This window comes from Candidatus Brevundimonas phytovorans (genome assembly GCA_029203145.1).
In the GTDB taxonomy this organism is placed as follows: Bacteria; Pseudomonadota; Alphaproteobacteria; order Caulobacterales; family Caulobacteraceae; genus Brevundimonas; species Brevundimonas phytovorans.
Genome location: CP119309.1, coordinates 347,757 through 362,238, shown reverse-complemented (window position 1 = coordinate 362,238; position 14,482 = coordinate 347,757). Strand labels below are relative to the sequence as shown.

Annotated in this window: 18 protein-coding genes; 4 read left to right on the top strand and 14 right to left on the bottom strand. The window is 69.1% G+C overall.

Features of this window, described 5'->3' with window-relative positions; genetic code table 11:
• Positions 1–56: 56 nt before the first annotated feature.
• From P0Y52_01755 to ruvC, 11 genes are all read right to left on the bottom strand, one after another.
• Positions 57–1,208, bottom strand: coding sequence for a DUF3667 domain-containing protein (locus P0Y52_01755; GenBank protein WEK58288.1), 1,152 nt, complete (start codon positions 1,206–1,208; stop codon positions 57–59).
• 108 nt (positions 1,209–1,316) lie between these two features.
• Positions 1,317–1,871 carry a peptidoglycan-associated lipoprotein Pal gene (pal, locus tag P0Y52_01750; GenBank protein WEK58287.1) on the bottom strand — a complete coding sequence of 185 codons (555 nt, stop codon included), beginning with the start codon at positions 1,869–1,871 and terminating at the stop codon, positions 1,317–1,319.
• A 164-nt stretch (positions 1,872–2,035) separates the two neighbouring features.
• Entirely contained in the window at positions 2,036–3,424 is a 1,389-nt protein-coding gene (gene tolB, locus P0Y52_01745; GenBank protein WEK58286.1) for a Tol-Pal system beta propeller repeat protein TolB, read from the bottom strand.
• A 316-nt stretch (positions 3,425–3,740) separates the two neighbouring features.
• Positions 3,741–4,610 carry a hypothetical protein gene (locus P0Y52_01740; protein ID WEK58285.1) on the bottom strand — a complete coding sequence of 290 codons (870 nt, stop codon included), beginning with the start codon at positions 4,608–4,610 and terminating at the stop codon, positions 3,741–3,743.
• Between the two features lie 5 nt (positions 4,611–4,615).
• Positions 4,616–5,077 carry an ExbD/TolR family protein gene (locus tag P0Y52_01735; GenBank protein ID WEK58284.1) on the bottom strand — a complete coding sequence of 154 codons (462 nt, stop codon included), beginning with the start codon at positions 5,075–5,077 and terminating at the stop codon, positions 4,616–4,618.
• Positions 5,078–5,080: 3 nt separating this feature from the next.
• The gene (gene tolQ / locus P0Y52_01730) at positions 5,081–5,833 is read right to left on the bottom strand and encodes a protein TolQ (GenBank protein ID WEK58283.1); all 753 of its coding nucleotides are present in this window, start codon (positions 5,831–5,833) and stop codon (positions 5,081–5,083) included.
• Positions 5,834–6,131: 298 nt separating this feature from the next.
• On the bottom strand, positions 6,132–6,584 hold the full coding sequence (ybgC, locus tag P0Y52_01725; GenBank protein ID WEK58282.1) for a tol-pal system-associated acyl-CoA thioesterase: 453 nt from the start codon (positions 6,582–6,584) through the stop codon (positions 6,132–6,134).
• A 3-nt stretch (positions 6,585–6,587) separates the two neighbouring features.
• Positions 6,588–6,989 (bottom strand): hypothetical protein, encoded by a 402-nt coding sequence (locus P0Y52_01720; protein WEK58281.1) that lies wholly within the window; start codon positions 6,987–6,989, stop codon positions 6,588–6,590.
• Between the two features lie 228 nt (positions 6,990–7,217).
• The gene (gene ruvB / locus P0Y52_01715; GenBank protein WEK58280.1) at positions 7,218–8,249 is read right to left on the bottom strand and encodes a Holliday junction branch migration DNA helicase RuvB; all 1,032 of its coding nucleotides are present in this window, start codon (positions 8,247–8,249) and stop codon (positions 7,218–7,220) included.
• A 181-nt stretch (positions 8,250–8,430) separates the two neighbouring features.
• Positions 8,431–9,051: a Holliday junction branch migration protein RuvA gene (gene ruvA / locus P0Y52_01710; GenBank protein ID WEK58279.1), complete on the bottom strand. Its 621-nt coding sequence runs from the start codon at positions 9,049–9,051 to the stop codon at positions 8,431–8,433.
• 196 nt (positions 9,052–9,247) lie between these two features.
• Positions 9,248–9,766 carry a crossover junction endodeoxyribonuclease RuvC gene (gene ruvC, locus P0Y52_01705; protein WEK58278.1) on the bottom strand — a complete coding sequence of 173 codons (519 nt, stop codon included), beginning with the start codon at positions 9,764–9,766 and terminating at the stop codon, positions 9,248–9,250.
• A gap of 94 nt (positions 9,767–9,860) precedes the next feature.
• Between ruvC and P0Y52_01700 the strand changes: the two genes are divergently transcribed.
• From P0Y52_01700 to P0Y52_01690, 3 genes are read left to right on the top strand one after another with little or no spacing between them, the layout of a single operon-like run.
• Positions 9,861–10,274 (top strand): MarR family winged helix-turn-helix transcriptional regulator, encoded by a 414-nt coding sequence (locus P0Y52_01700; protein ID WEK58277.1) that lies wholly within the window; start codon positions 9,861–9,863, stop codon positions 10,272–10,274.
• Positions 10,267–11,490 carry an MFS transporter gene (locus P0Y52_01695; protein WEK58276.1) on the top strand — a complete coding sequence of 408 codons (1,224 nt, stop codon included), beginning with the start codon at positions 10,267–10,269 and terminating at the stop codon, positions 11,488–11,490. Before P0Y52_01700 ends, P0Y52_01695 begins: the two co-directional genes overlap by 8 nt.
• Entirely contained in the window at positions 11,487–11,615 is a 129-nt protein-coding gene (locus P0Y52_01690) for a hypothetical protein (protein ID WEK58275.1), read from the top strand. Before P0Y52_01695 ends, P0Y52_01690 begins: the two co-directional genes overlap by 4 nt.
• Positions 11,616–11,625: 10 nt before the next feature.
• Here P0Y52_01690 and P0Y52_01685 read toward each other — a convergent pair whose 3' ends face one another.
• From P0Y52_01685 to P0Y52_01675, 3 genes are all read right to left on the bottom strand, one after another.
• Positions 11,626–12,318 (bottom strand): MgtC/SapB family protein, encoded by a 693-nt coding sequence (locus P0Y52_01685; protein WEK58274.1) that lies wholly within the window; start codon positions 12,316–12,318, stop codon positions 11,626–11,628.
• Between the two features lie 62 nt (positions 12,319–12,380).
• Positions 12,381–13,079, bottom strand: a complete 699-nt coding sequence (locus P0Y52_01680) for an MgtC/SapB family protein (GenBank protein WEK58273.1) — start codon at positions 13,077–13,079, stop codon at positions 12,381–12,383.
• A 36-nt stretch (positions 13,080–13,115) separates the two neighbouring features.
• Positions 13,116–13,664, bottom strand: a complete 549-nt coding sequence (locus tag P0Y52_01675; protein WEK58272.1) for an energy transducer TonB — start codon at positions 13,662–13,664, stop codon at positions 13,116–13,118.
• 149 nt (positions 13,665–13,813) lie between these two features.
• Between P0Y52_01675 and P0Y52_01670 the strand changes: the two genes are divergently transcribed.
• Positions 13,814–14,479, top strand: coding sequence for a hypothetical protein (locus P0Y52_01670; protein WEK58271.1), 666 nt, complete (start codon positions 13,814–13,816; stop codon positions 14,477–14,479).
• The last annotated feature ends 3 nt before the right edge of the window (positions 14,480–14,482 follow it).

Here is a 14,482-nt window from a genome sequence, read left to right as displayed (position 1 = left end):
GTCTTAAGTCGTCCCACCGATTTGCGGCGCTCGCAAGGCCGAGAGAGGGGCCGGGGTCAGTGTCCGAGGCCCAGATAGATGATCGAAACGATGAACAGGGTCGCGGCGATCTCGCAGAAGATCACCAGAGCCACCGTTCGCCACAGGGTCGAGAAGATCTTCAGGCTGTAGGCGCCCTTCAGCTGGGCGAACATGTGGACCGGGACGATCAGGCCCGCCACCAGCCCCGCGGCGGCCCCCGCCCCCTTGATCGTTGTCGCCACGATCACCACCGCCATCAGCAGCAAGGACATGAAGGTCAGCGAGTAGAGGACGAAGACCCCGTGGTCGTAGAGGGTGAAGCCCCGCTTCCACAGGAACATCAGGGCGACGAACGGGATCGACAGCGGCACCAGCAGGAAGGCGAACTTGTAGATGGTCTGTTGCAGCTTGTAGAGCGCCAGGTCCGGGTTCTTCAGCTTCTTGGCCACGGTCTTGGTCAGGCCGTTGGCGTTCCCGTCCTTGCCCACGTCCGCGGCGATGTCCGCCACCTGGGCCTGCCAGGTGCCCGGCGCCAAGCCGTCCTTGCGGCCCTCGACAGCGTCACGCTCCAGCCGCTCAAGCTTGGCCTTCTCGCTGATCACCCCGGCCTGGGCGGCGGCCAGGACGCCGGCGGCGACGCCGGCCCGGGCGCCGCTGTTCACTTCTGGCGGCGCGTCGCCGGACGGCTCCATCGCCGCCGTGGCCGCATCGACCTCCTTCTGGGCGGCGGCGACCACCTGCTCGGCCTCGACGATCGCCTCGCGCTGGGCGGCGATCTGCTCCGGCAGGCCCTGCAACTTCACCTCCGAGTGCGGCATGAAGCTGAGCGCGAAGAACATGACGAACAGGGTGAACAGGAACATGGCCAGCGGCGAGACGTAGCGCGTCCGCTTGCCCTGCACCCATTCGCGCGTCAGCCGACCGGGGTTGAGCACCAGCAGCGGCAGGGTGCGCCAGAAGCGGCCGTCGAAATGCATGACCCCGTGCAGCAGTTCCTCGCCCAGATGCAGCAGGGTGCGGTGGACATGGGCCGGCTGGCCGCAGTTGGAGCAGAACCGGCCCGTGACCTCGGCCCCGCAGTCGGCGCATGTCGTGTGGGCTTCCCCCGCCTGCCCCGAGGGCTTTTCGATCGCGCCTGCAATGATGCCGCCCGTCATGGCGCCGCCTGCCGCTTCCAGATCAATCACTCAGCTTCCCCCCGGATTCGGCGCGGACTTTGATCCGCTGCGCCCTCAAAGAAAAGAGGCGCCGGCTGCAAAGCCGACGCCTCTCGTCATTCAGTCGCCGCCGTTAGCTTAGCGCGGCGCGCCCGACACGATGGCGGTGTGGGCGTTGCGGTTCTGGGCCCAGGCGCTCTCGTTCGAGCCTTCCACGATCGGACGCTCCTTGCCGAAGCTGATGGTGTCGATGCGGCCGGCCGGCACGCCGCGCTGGATCAGATAGGTGCGGACGGCCTCGGCGCGGCGCGCGCCCAGGGCCAGGTTGTATTCCCGCGTGCCCCGCTCGTCGGCATTGCCTTCGATACGGACCGTGACCTGCGGATAGCGGGCCAGCCAGGCGGCCTGGGCGTCCAGACGCGGCTGGGCTTCCGGGCGCACCGAATAGCTATCCAGGTCGAAGTAGATGCGGTCGCCGACGTTGACGACGAAGTCCTGCTCGGAGCCGGGCATGGCGGCGCCGACATTGCCGCCGGTCACGGGGCCGGTCGGAGCGGTCGGGTATTGCGGGCCGGTCGGCTGGGCCGGCTCGACCGGCACGGCGGGCTCGACCTTGGGCTTGGGCGCACAGGCGGCCAGGGCGGCGACAGCGGCGCTGACAGCAGCCAGTTTCATCAGGGTCGAGGAATTCATCGGGTCGTCTCCTTGGTGTTCATTCTGAGGACGGCGGCCTCAAGCTTGGCTGTAATAGGGCTCTGCTAACCTGCGGCATCCCGCCACGCCAGTCATGCCGCCTCGCGATAACGCACAGTTTATGGGAATGGCTCCGCTCGTGATCTCACGAAGCCGTAACCCCGTCAGGCCGGGCAGGAATCCGCGCCCTGGCCGATGCCCAGGCTGGCCGGCGGCGCGTCCAGCAGACCCGACCAGGCCGGGTCCGACCCGCGCCCGTCATAGCCGGCCTGCGCCACCACCCGACCCGACAGGTCGACGGTCCACAGACGCGTGTCGCCGCCAGGGCTCTGACGCGCAAAGGCGATGTAGCGGCCGTTCGGCGCCCAAGACGGGCCTTCCTCGAAGTAGCTGGACGACAGGATGCGCTCGCCGGTCCCGTCCGACTTCATCACCCCGATGTGGAAACGCCCGCCCGACTGCTTGGTGAAGGCGATCATGTCGCCGCGCGGACTCCAGGCCGGGGCGGTATAGCTGCCGCCCCCGCGCGAGATCGCCCGCTGGCCCGAGCCGTCGGCCCGCATCGTATAGAGACGCGCCGAACCCGAGCGGTCCGAGGTGAAGACGATCTGGTTGCCGTCCGGGCTGAACGACGGCGAGGTGTCGATGCCGGGGTCGCTGGTCAGGCGCGACAGCTGTCGCGTCCTCAGGTTCATCACATAGACGTCGGTGTTGCCGCCGCGAATGATCGAAAAGGCGATCCGCGTCCCGTCGTTCGAGAAGCGCGGCGCCAGCACCTGCCCGTCGAACTCGCCCAGGCTTTCACGGCGCCCGGTCGACAGATTGTACAGGTAGATGCGGCTGTAATCCTTGCCCAGGGCCACATAGGTGACTTCATCCGGGTTGGACGCCGAGAAGCGCGGCGACATGATGATCTCGTCGCCCTGGGTCAGGAAGACGGGGTTGTAGCCGTCCTGATCGACGATGGTCAGACGCGACAGCTTGTTCAGCTGGGTGCCGCTCTCCGACACGAACAGGACGCGCGAATCAAAGAAGCCCGCCTCGCCCGTCATGCGCTGATAGATGACGTCGGAAATCTTGTGCGCGATCCGGCGCCACTGCTCCGAGGTGGCGGTGAATTGATAGCTGACCAGCTGGCACTGACGGTAGGGGTCATACAGGCGGAAGCCCACGTCCACCCGCCCGTCGGCGCGCGGCGTCACCCCGCCGTACAGCACCGCCTGCGCCCCGATCGAGGTCCACTGCGGAAAGTTCGGCGCATTGGCGAGCGTCAGCCCGGTCTCGATGAAGCTGGCCGGGTTCAGCGGATCAAAGAAGCCCGACCGCTTCAGGTTGCCGCTGATGACGTTCGAAATCTGCGGCCCGTTCTGCCCGGTGAAGGGCACGATGGCGATCTGCAAGGGCCGCAGAACGCCCTGATCGATCTCGACCTCGACCGGCCCGGTCTGCTGCGCCGGCGCCGCCTGAGGCTGGGTCTGGGGCTGCGTCTGGGCCGACGCCGGCCCCGCCATCAGAACCACGGCGGCTGAGGCGAGAAGAAGATGCAGACGCATAGGGAACTCCCAGAAGTTGGACGGCTCGTCGGTCCTTATCGCCAGACCGTATGACAAAAACCAGCTTGTGGCGGACAAGCTTGCCCCTGAATGGGGCGACTTTCAGACTTTAACGCCACCGCTGCTCAATCCTCCCCCGTGAACGGGGGAGGGGGACCGCCGCAGGCGGTGGAGGGGGCGGCTACAGCCGCACAGCTCAAGACGGATTCACGCCGCCCTGACACCCTACCGTTGAGCCCGACCTCGCCCCCTCCACCATGCTGCGCATGGTCCCCCTCCCCCGCTGCGCAGGGGAGGATCGCTGAGGTGCACGGCTCTACCGATTGGCGCAGGCCCGCTCGGTGTTGAAGGTCGGACGATACTGGCCGCCACGGAAGCCTGCGGGCACGTTGAATGGGGCGGCTTGGCGCAAAGCGCGCATCGCTCCATCCGATGCTGCCAGATAGACGTTGCTGCTTTGGGGGTTAACCAGTGTAGGCCCGCGTATAATCCGTCCGTCGTCCGAGATAGTCACGTCAACTTGGATCCGAAGCTCTCTCGCTTCCGGAATATCGCAAAGCGGATTCCATATGTCATAGATTTTGTTGAAGAAAGCTGTGTTCTGCGGCCCTGTCGCCTGACTGGCCTGGCCCGAGCCCTGCTGACCCGTCGCCGGACGGCCCCGGTTCGGCGTCACGCGCGGCGGCCCCGCCAGGGCGTCCAGATCCAGACCGGGCGCGGGCTTGGCGGGCGCCGGGCGGGCGGGCGCAGGCGGCGTCGGGCGCGCAGGTGCGGGCGGCGTGGGCCGTGCAGGCGCAGGCGGCGTCGGGGCTGGACGCGGCGGCGTAGGTCTGGGCGTCGGCGTCGGGCGCGGCGCAGGGGTCGGCGGCGTCGGCTTGGGCGGCGTCGGGCGCGGCGGTACGGGCGTCGGACGCGGCGCTGGCGGCGGCGGGGTCGGCGTCGGCTCCGGCGGAACCGGCTCGGGCGGCGTCTCGACCGGCGCGGTCGCCCCATCCTCGGGCGAGGGCTCGGGCTGCGGATTGTCGGCGGGCGCGGCGGCGATCTCGATGTCCGAGACGATCGACACCGGCACCGAGTTCACCAGCGGCTTGGGCTCGTCCTTCGACGACCACGACACGAGCGCGAGCGCCACCACCCCGGCGTGCAGCGCGAGCGATCCGACAATGGCGGGACTGGGTCGACGCAAAGCCGTCAGCCCTCCGCCGTCTCGTCAGCCGCCGTGTCGGTGATCAGGTTCAGCTTGGTGAAGCCCGAGGCCGACAGGCGCGCCATCACGCGAGCCACGGCCTGATAGGGCGCCCGGCCGTCGGCGCGGATGAAGACGGCCTTGTCGCGCGCCTTGTCGCCGCCCTCTTCCGCCACGCGGATCGCCAGGTTCTCCCAGCGGACTTCGCTCTCGCCGATGAAGATGGCCCCGTTCTGGTCGATCGAGACCGTGATCGGCTTGTCGGTCGTCTCGACCGCGCTGGCCTCGGTCTTGGGCAGTTCCACCGGCACGCCGACGGTCAGCAGGGGCGCCGAGATCATGAAGATGATCAGCAGCACCAGCATGACGTCGACCAGCGGCGTGACGTTGATTTCGCTCAGCGGCCGCTTGCGCGCGCGGCGACGACCGCGCCCGCCCGAGCTTGCGCCTCCTCCACCCATCGCCATGGATCAGGCGCCCCGACGCAGGTTCAGGTCGGACGACGGGACCGGCGGCGGCGGCGGGGCCGAGGGCGCGCCCAGACGACGGGCGATGGCCGATTGCAGATCGTCGGCAAAGGCTTCCAGACGCCCCGTGAACTTGCCCGCCGACACCGAGAAGGCGTTGAAGGCGATATAGGCCGGGATGGCCGCCGCCAGACCGATGGCCGTGGCGAACAGGGCCTCGGCGATGGCCGGGGCCACGGTCGTCAGGTTGGTGTTGCCCGCCGCCGCGATGCGGTCAAAGGCGTTCATGATGCCCCAGACCGTGCCGAACAGGCCGATGAAGGGCGAGGCCGTGGCCACCACCGACAGCACGCCCAGGCCGTTCTCGATCTTCTGGCTCTCGCGGGCGATCACCGAATCCAGCGCCCGGTCGATGCGGGCGATCAGCATCGAGCCCTGCGTGTCCGTCATGGCGCCGCGCGAACGCGCCTCGCGCCAGTCCTGCAGCGTCAGCACCAGCATCCGCGGCAGGGGATCGGCAGGCTGCGCCCCGGCCTGAGCCGCCACGTCTTCCAGAGACCGCCCGCTCTCGACCTGCTTCTCGAACTCGCTCGCGCGGGCGTTCATGCGCGAGAAACGCACCGCCTTGTCGATGATGATGGTCCAGGACCAGATCGAGGCCGCGGCCAGGCCGACCATGACCGTCTTCACCACCCAGTCGGCGGTCATGAACAGTTCGATGGGATTCAGCAGCGAGGCGTCGGCGGGCGGGGTCATGCGGCGTCCTTGGATGGGTCCGGTGTCGTTCGCCCTTATCGAGCGGGCGGACGTGGCGGTTTCATGGCGGCGGGTCTAGCGGGCGTCGGCGCCGGCGTCACGGGGGGCCGATCTGACAACCTCGTTATTGCGAAGCTTCAGTATTCGTCCTTCTCCCCTTGAGGGAGAAGGTGGACGGCGGAGCCGGACGGATGAGGGGTGCGAAGAAACCGGCAGACGGCTTCCGATCAACCCTCGCGCCGACACCCCTCATCCGGCCCTGAAGGGCCGCCTTCTCCCTTAAGGGGAGAAGGAAGGATTACGCGCCTTCCCCCGACAGCCACGGCCCCACCAACTCCACCAGCCGCTTCGTCGGACGCCTGGGCCGCCCGTCCAGATGGATGCAGACCGCCACCACGTCGGCCCGGCACAACACCTCGCCGTCGCGCTCCACCGTCTGGCGGATGATCAGCCTCGGGCCTTTAATGGCCTCATAGCGGGTCCGCACCACCAGGGCGTCGTCGATCCGCGCCGGCTTGACGTATTTGATGGCCAGGTCCGCCACCACAAAGGCCAGGGGCTCGTCCTGCTCCAGCAGTTCGACGTGCCCCACCCCCGCCAGCCGCAGGAAGTCCGACCGCCCCCGCTCGAAATAGCGGACATAGTTGGCGTGATAGACCAGGCCGGTGAAGTCGGTGTCCTCGTAATAGACCCGCACCGGCAGCAGATGATCCAGCCCGTCGAAACGGCCAGCGGTCGGAAAATCGGTCATCGGTCAGCCCTGAACGGAAGTCGTCGTCGAGGCCTTAGCCGCCGACGCCGCCGCGTTGAAGCCCGGACAGAACTCCGCCTTCATATCCGCGAACTCGGCGCCCAGGGGATCGTCGCCCATCAGGATGCGATTGGGCCGCGAGACGAAGGCCACCGCCTGTTTCTGCCCGGCGATCCCGGCGTAACCGCAGACGGCGCGGCGCTTGCCGGTTTCCAGATACCGCACCTCGGCGGTCGGCCCCATCTGCGCCTTGACCTGGGTCAGGGCGCGTTCCGCCGCCGTCGCCTGCTTCGGCCCGAACCGCGCGCCCTGGTTCAACGCCACCAGGCTCAGCGCCCCGAGCAGCAGCACCGCCGCGCCCAGCACGGCGATCTTCTGGTCCGTCCCGATCCCGCCTCGCGCCATCGCCCGTCTCCTTCAAGCGCCAGCATGGCCGGGTTTGACGAACGGGTGAAGCCCCTGCTTGATCCTCCCCAGTGCAGCGCAGCGAAACGGGGGAGGGGGACCGCGCAGCGGTGGAGGGGGCAAGCCCCATGCTCCACACATCAGGATGGCGCGCTTGAAGTCCGCCCCCTCCACCATGCTCCGCATGGTCCCCCTCCCCCGCTGCGCAGGGGAGGATTGCGGGTCGGCCTACTTCCCGAACAGGTCCGGCGCGACCGTCGTGGCCGGCTTCGGCGCCTCCAGCCCCAGATGCTCATAGGCCTTGGCGCAGGCCACCCGCCCGCGCGGGGTGCGCATGATGAAGCCCTGTTGTAGCAGATAGGGCTCGATCACATCCTCGACCGCGTCGCGCGCCTCGGCGATCGCGGCGGCCAATGTGTCCATGCCCACCGGCCCGCCGCCGTAGTTCTCGATCAGGGCCTTGAGGAAGCGCCGGTCCAGACTGTCCAGCCCCGCCTCGTCGACCTCCAGCCGCGCCAGGGCCCGCGCCGCCGCCAGCCGGTCAATGCTCTTGCCCTCCGCGTCAGCGAAGTCCCGCACCCGCCTTAGCAGCCGCCCGGCGATGCGCGGCGTGCCTCGCGCCCGACGCGCGATCTCCATGGCCCCGTCCTCGGTGATGGCCGCGCCCATCTTGCGCGCCGCCCCCCGGATCACCGCCGTAAGCTCCTCGGGCGTATAGAATTCCAGCCGCAGCGGAATGCCGAACCGGTCGCGCAGCGGCGTGGCCAGCAGGCCCGCCCGCGTCGTCGCCCCGACCAGGGTGAAGGGCGCCAGGTCGATGCGCACCGACCGCGCCGACGGCCCTTCGCCGATGATGAGGTCCAGCACATGGTCCTCCATCGCCGGATAGAGGATCTCCTCGACCAGCGGCGACATCCGATGGATCTCGTCGATGAACAGGACGTCGCGCGGCTCCAGATTGGTCAGGATCGCCGCCAGATCGCCCGCCTTGGCCAGGATCGGCCCCGAGGTGGCGCGGAAGCCCACGCCCAGTTCGCGCGCCACGATCTGCGCCAGCGTCGTCTTGCCCAGCCCCGGCGGCCCGAACAGCAGCACGTGATCCAGCGCCTCAGCCCGGCCCCTCGCCGCGTCGATAAAGACCTTCAGATTGCCCTTGGCCGCCGACTGCCCGACGAACTCCGACAGCGTCTGCGGCCGCAAGGCGCGGTCATGCTTCTCGCCGGGCTCGGCGTCGGCGGAAATGATACGATCCTCGGTCATGCGCCTGCCCTTCCCTTCTCCCTTGAGGGGAGAAGGTGGCTCGCAAAGCGAGACGGATGAGGGTGAGGCCCGATCTGAGCGAAACCTTCTCCAGATGAGCGCGTGGAAACGACACCCTCATCCGAGCGCCTCCGGCGCCCACCTTCTCCCCTCAAGGGAGAAGGACAAACACTTGCGGCCCTCACCGCCCCAACTCCTGCAAGGCCGCGCGGATCACCGCCGGCAGCTCCGCCTCATCCCCCAGCCGGATCAGCGCCTGATCCACCGCCCGGCGCGCATTGATCTCGGCGATGCCCAGCCCCAGCAGGGCCGCGACCGCCTCGCCCGTCACGCTCGGCGGCGGCGGGGCGGCGACCTCGGCGTGGACGCCCGGCGCGTTCGGCGCAAAATGCCCGTCGCCCAGCGCCTTGCCCTTCAGTTCGGTGACGATGCGCAGGGCCAGCTTCGGCCCCACGCCATTGGCGCGGCCGACCGCCGCCTTGTCCTCGCGCGCCACGGCGCCGGCCAGTTCGCCCGGCGGCAGCACGTCCAGCACGCTCAGCGCCGCCTTCGGCCCCACGCCCTGAATGGCCAGCAGCACGGTGAAGGCGCGGCGCTCGTCCCGCGACAGGAAGCCGTACAGACGCGGCCCCGCGTCCTCGCTCCACTGGCTGTGAATATAGAGGGTCGTCTCGTCGCCCGGCGCCGGCAGCCGCCCCAGGGTCCGCGCCCCGCAGGTCGCCACATAGCCCACCCCGCCGCAGTCGATCAGGCATTCCGCCTCCCCGACCTCGGCCAGAACCCCGCGCAACCGCCCGATCAATACTCAATCCTCCCCTGCGCAGCGGGGGAGGGGGACCACGCAGTGGTGGAGGGGGCGACCACGGCCGCAACGCTCCAAATCCCTTCACGCCGCCCGGCGCCGAACTTCACAGCAAGGCGCGCGATCTCGCCCCCTCCACCATGCTGCGCATGGTCCCCCTCCCCCGCTATGCAGGGGAGGATCGCAGAATTCCCGATCATGCCGCGCCCCTCAAACTGGCCGTCAGACTCAAACTCCGCCGATGGTGCGCATGAGTGATCGCCACCGCCAGCGCATCCGCCGCATCCGCCTTCACGTCCCCTGCGGCGGGCAGCAGCCGCTTGATCATGAAGGCCACCTGGCTCTTGTCCGCCTGGCCGGCGCCGACCACCGCCTTCTTGACCAGGCTGGGGGCGTATTCCGCCACGCTCAAGCCCGCTCTTGCCGGGGCCAGCATGACCGCCGCCCGCGCATGGCCCAGCTTCAACGTCGAGGCCCCGTTCATGTTGACGAAGACCTCCTCGATCGCCGCTTCGTCACAGCTATAGGCGGCGCAGATCGAACCGACCTCTTCAAGCAGATGCAGCAGCCTTTCGGAGAAAGGCGCCTTCTCGGCGGGCGCCACCACCCCGTGCGCGATCCAGCGCAGGCGGCTGCCCTCGCTTTCGATCACGCCCCAGCCGGTGCGGCGCAAACCGGGGTCCAGCCCCAGGATTCGAGTCGATACGTTCGTCATTCGTTCCAGTCATGCCCCAAACCAGGTTGACGAACAATGACCGCGCGCTCGCCTTTCGCGTTGCATATGCAACGATCCATGCTTTGCATATGCAATGATCGACGCCAGCCCCTGCATCTGCGGCCGTCTGCGCCGCGCCTCGCGCACCCTCTCGCGCGTCTATGACGAGGCCCTGGCCCCGGTCGGTCTGACCGTCACCCAGTTCTCGGTCATGCGCACCCTGTCGCGGCTGGATCGTCCCGGCCTGCTCGAACTGGCCGAGACCACCGCCCACGAGAAGAGCGCCCTGTGGCGCACGCTTCAGCCGCTGGAACGCAAGGGCTGGGTCGCCGCCGAGGCCGTGCCGGGCGCGCGTGGCCAGAAGCTGTCCGTCACCCCCGCCGGGCTGGAAAAACTGGCCGACGCCCTGCCCCTGTGGCGCACCGCCCAGAGCCGCGTCTCCGACATCCTCGGCCCGCGCGAGGCCGCCCTGATCGCCCTGCTGACCGAGCTTGAAACCGATGTCTGACGCCGCCTCCTCCGGCCTGTCTCGCCGCGCCTGGATCATGATCCTGACCGGCGCCGTCATCGTCACCCTGTCGATGGGCGTGCGCCAGTCCTTCGGCCTCTTCCTGCGTCCCGTGGGTCTGGACCTGGAGATCGACCGCCAGACCTTCGGCCTGATCATCGCCGCCCAGAACCTGCTGTTCGGTCTCATCCAGCCCTTCGTCGGGGCCTGGGCCGACAAGCACGGCGCGGGCAAGGTCGCGGTCGGCGGCGCCCTGGTCTATCTCGCGGGTCTGGCCGTGGCGGCCACGGCGGCGAGCGCGGCGGGACTGATGCTCGGCTTCGGCGCCCTGGTCGGCCTGTCGATGGCGGGCGTGACCTTCGTGGTGGTGCTGGGCGCTGTCGGCCGCGCCGTCCCGCCCGAGAAGCGCACCCTGGCCTTCGGCATCGTCACGGCGGGCGGCTCCTTCGGCCAGTTTCTGGTGGTGCCGGCGGCGCAAGGGATGCTCGACGCCCTCGACTGGCGCCTCACCCTGTTCGTGCTGGGCGGCCTCGTCGCCCTGATCATCCCCCTGGCGCTGGGCGTGGCGGGCAAGCCGCCCGTCGCCGACGCCCGCGACGGCCTGCCCCTGAAGGCGGCGCTGAAAGAGGCCCTGACCCATCCCAGCTTCGCCCTGCTCAACCTCGGCTTCTTCGTCTGCGGCTTCCATGTCGCCTTCGTCGGCACCCACCTGCCCGCCTACCTGCGCGACATGGGCCTGTCCGGCGGCGTCGGCGCGGCCTCCCTGGCCTTGATCGGCCTGTTCAACATCGCGGGTTCCTGGCTCTGGGGCGCCTGGGGCTCCAAGGGCTCGAAGAAGGGCCTCTTGACCCTGCTCTACGCCTCGCGCGCCGTGGCCATCGCCGTCTTTCTGCTGGTTCCCCTGTCCCCGGCCAGCGCCCTGATCTTCGCCGCCGTCTTCGGGTTCCTGTGGCTGGGCACCGTGCCCCTGACCAATGGTCTGGTGGCGCAGATCTTCGGCGTGCGCCCCCTGTCGGCCCTGGCCGGCATCGTCTTCCTCAGCCATCAGGTCGGGGCGTTTCTGGGCGCCTGGCTGGCGGGCGTGGCCTTTGACCTGACCGGCTCCTACGCCGCCATCTGGATCATCTCCATCGTCCTGGCCGTCATGGCCGCCCTGGCCAATGTCCCGGTGCGCGAGGCCCCGGTCGTCCGGCCTGAAGCGGTCCCGGCCGAATGAGCCGCCGCCTCATCATCGGCGCCGGCGTTATGGGCCTGCTGACGCTCGTCGCGCTCGGCGGCTGGCTATGGAGCCGCAATGGCCTGGCGATCTGGCTCGACGCCGCCATCGCCTTCTGCCTGTAGCGCCGTCCCCTCAATCGTCTCTGGGCATGACCGAGAACCCCGCCAGCCCGGTCTGCTCCCCCAGCCGCATCGACAGATCATGAACCCGCAGCGGCATCGGCCCTCGCGCCTTGATGTGGTGCTCATGGATCAGGCCGTCGTGGCTGACCACATGGCCGATGCGCACCGGTTTCAGCCCGCTGTCGCTCAGCAGATCGCGCAGCACCGCCTCCCCCGGCGCCGCCCCCCGCGTCCAGCGCAGGGTCACGTCCATCACCCCGACGTGCGGCAGGCGGGCGTCCAGGAACCTCAGGATGGCCAGCACCAGCAGGGTCGCGCCCCCGGCCACCAGACCCAGGTCCCACATGCCCACCCCGAACATCACTCCGACCGCCGAAGTGGTCCACAGCGACGCCGCCGTAGTTAGGCCGTGGACCGAAAACCCCTCGCGGAAGATGACCCCGGCGCACAGGAAACCGATGCCGGTCAGGATGCCGTGGGCCATCCGGGTCGGGTCGATGACCAGCCGCTGATCCGGCAGGGCGACGAAGGCCCAGGTCGACTGATGCATGGCCGCCAGCATCAGCACGCAGGACGTCATGCAGACCAGGATATGGGTGCGGAACCCCGCCGGATGCCCGTGATAGGTCCGCTCGATCCCGATCAGACCGCCCGCCGTCATCGCCGCCGCCACTGGCGCGATCAGCGCCCAATCTACCGTCATGTCCCAACCTCAAGCTGCACAGGACCGCTCACCGTGGACCGCGCCGTTGATTGCAGCAAGCCTCAGTCGTCGCGCGGATCCAGCAGGTAGTCCGTCACCCCCGGCAGGGCGCACAGCCGCGTCGCCAGCGCCTTCAGTTCAGCCTCGCTCCCGGCCTTGATGCGCCAGCTGCGCCGCACCATCGCCCCGCCGTCGATCAGCTCGAAGCGATCATGGCGCGGCGCCGGATCAATGGCCTTCAGCGCCGCCTCGACCTCGGCCTCGGGCGACGGCCCGTCACGGCGCCAGCGCACCTCGACATCGGTCAGCACACGCGCCGGCAAGCGCACGCTGACCAGCCGCAGCGCCACCAGGATCAGCCCCGTCGTCACCGTGCCCACGATCCCGAGCGTGAACAGACCGGCCCCGAACAGCAGCCCCAGCGCCGAGGTGATCCACAGACTCGCCGCCGTGGTCAGTCCATGAATGGAAAACCCGGTGCGGAAGATCACCCCCGCGCACAGGAAGCCGATGCCGGTCAGCACCCCGTGCGCCATCCGCGTCGGGTCAGTGACGATGTTCTCGTCCGGCAGGGCGCGAAACGCCCAGTCCGCCTGCCCCATGGCCGCCAGCATCAGCAGGGCCGAGGCCAGACTGACCAGGATATGGGTGCGAAACCCCGCCGCCCGTCCCCGCCATTCGCGCTCGAACCCGATCAGCCCTCCGGCCACGACGGCGCCCAGGATGGGCAGGGCGAAACTCTCGATCTCTGACAGGTTCATCCCACGGCAACGGTTTGCCGCGCGGCCCCGTTCCGCCTAGTCGAGCCGATAGCGGATGGTGAAGGCGATCTGGCTCTCCGTGGGCTGGCCGTCCTCCAGACGCGGTCGAACCCGCGCCTTCAGCGTCGCCTTCACCGCCTGCTCGCCGAAGCCGACGCCCGCAGGCGCCTCCTCGGCGATGCGACAGGCGCGTACCCGGCCATCGACGGCGACCTGGCACTCCAGCCTCACCCTGCCGCTCTCCTCGCCCGCCCGCTGCGCCGCCCGCGGAAACTCTGGTTGCGGCGCCTGCAGCCAGGCGGGGTTGGTGATCGCCCGCCCCTCGTCGCTCATATAGGGCGCGGGCGCCGGGCTCGGCTCCTCGGGCGGCACGGTATAGGAGGACAGGGTTTCAGACGGCGTCCTCTCGGGCATCTTCGGCAGGTCGATCCGCACCCGCACCGTGGAAAGCACCCAGGCCGCGCCCGCCATCACAAGCAGGCTCGCGATCCAGACGCCCAGCTTGACCCAGAACCAGGCCGGCCCCTCGACCGGCGGCGCGCTCGCCCCCGGCAGGTCCCGTTGCGGCTCCTGTTCTTCTGTCATTTCAGCCCCCCGGCCTCTCAGTCCAGACACGTCTAGCAAGACGCCCGCGCAGACGGAAACACCCGGTTTCTCTCGCCTCTGCTCCGCTTGCCCGCAACCGACATCGGGCGCATCCTTCGCCAATCCGCGATCGCCGAAAGGAAGCCGCCATGCGCGCCGCCCTGTTCGTTGCTTCTCTCGCCTGCCTGTCCGCCTTCGCCGCCTCGCCCGCCGCGGCTCAGGAAGCGCGCGATCAGTTCATGGAGCGCTGCACCCTGGCCCACGCGGTCCAGGACACCGCCAACATGGCCAGCTACGGCGAAGGCGAATGCGCCGAGCAATGGATCAAGCTTAACCGATCCAATCCCATGCTCGACGCCATCCTGTCGGTCTTCGTCGCCGGCACGCCGTCCGCGCTGGATCCTGCCGACGTTCAGCGTCGAGCCTCCATCGTCCGCTGGCGCTCGGCGTCAGAGGGTCAATTGGCGGGTTTGAATGTCGAGGTCACGCGCACGCCGACGACGCGGATCATCTTCAACTGGTCGGCGACGGGTCAGCCCATCCCCTATGACCCGGTCGAGGCCCTGCGGGTGCGCGGCGCCCAGGTCTATCCGATCGGCTGCTACGCGCTGGGCGCGGGCGAGACCCACGGCGTCTGGCGCGTGGACGCCCCCGGCCACGCCCCCTTCGCGCTCAGTGTCTATCGTCGCGAGGCGCCGACGGCCTCGGCCCTGTCCTACATCACTGTCAGCGCCGAGGCGGAACGCAATATCCCGACGCTCGGCGACCTCATGGCCGCCGAGCCCGATCAGGACTGGCAGGACTGTCCCTCGTAAGGA

Excerpts from the sequence above, each read along its gene's own strand:
- P0Y52_01735 (WEK58284.1), bottom strand. The coding sequence starts at position 5,077 with ATGGCGATGGGTGGAGGAGGCGCAAGCTCGGGCGGGCGCGGTCGTCGC.
- P0Y52_01675 (WEK58272.1), bottom strand. The coding sequence starts at position 13,664 with ATGACAGAAGAACAGGAGCCGCAACGGGACCTGCCGGGGGCGAGCGCG.
- P0Y52_01695 (WEK58276.1), top strand. The coding sequence starts at position 10,267 with ATGTCTGACGCCGCCTCCTCCGGCCTGTCTCGCCGCGCCTGGATCATG.
- ruvC (WEK58278.1), bottom strand. The coding sequence starts at position 9,766 with ATGACGAACGTATCGACTCGAATCCTGGGGCTGGACCCCGGTTTGCGC.
- tolQ (WEK58283.1), bottom strand. The coding sequence starts at position 5,833 with ATGACCCCGCCCGCCGACGCCTCGCTGCTGAATCCCATCGAACTGTTC.
- tolB (WEK58286.1), bottom strand. The coding sequence starts at position 3,424 with ATGCGTCTGCATCTTCTTCTCGCCTCAGCCGCCGTGGTTCTGATGGCG.
- P0Y52_01690 (WEK58275.1), top strand. The coding sequence starts at position 11,487 with ATGAGCCGCCGCCTCATCATCGGCGCCGGCGTTATGGGCCTGCTGACG.
- P0Y52_01670 (WEK58271.1), top strand. The coding sequence starts at position 13,814 with ATGCGCGCCGCCCTGTTCGTTGCTTCTCTCGCCTGCCTGTCCGCCTTC.
- pal (WEK58287.1), bottom strand. The coding sequence starts at position 1,871 with ATGAATTCCTCGACCCTGATGAAACTGGCTGCTGTCAGCGCCGCTGTC.
- P0Y52_01720 (WEK58281.1), bottom strand. The coding sequence starts at position 6,989 with ATGGCGCGAGGCGGGATCGGGACGGACCAGAAGATCGCCGTGCTGGGC.
- ybgC (WEK58282.1), bottom strand. The coding sequence starts at position 6,584 with ATGACCGATTTTCCGACCGCTGGCCGTTTCGACGGGCTGGATCATCTG.
- P0Y52_01680 (WEK58273.1), bottom strand. The coding sequence starts at position 13,079 with ATGAACCTGTCAGAGATCGAGAGTTTCGCCCTGCCCATCCTGGGCGCC.
- ruvB (WEK58280.1), bottom strand. The coding sequence starts at position 8,249 with ATGACCGAGGATCGTATCATTTCCGCCGACGCCGAGCCCGGCGAGAAG.
- P0Y52_01685 (WEK58274.1), bottom strand. The coding sequence starts at position 12,318 with ATGACGGTAGATTGGGCGCTGATCGCGCCAGTGGCGGCGGCGATGACG.
- P0Y52_01700 (WEK58277.1), top strand. The coding sequence starts at position 9,861 with ATGATCGACGCCAGCCCCTGCATCTGCGGCCGTCTGCGCCGCGCCTCG.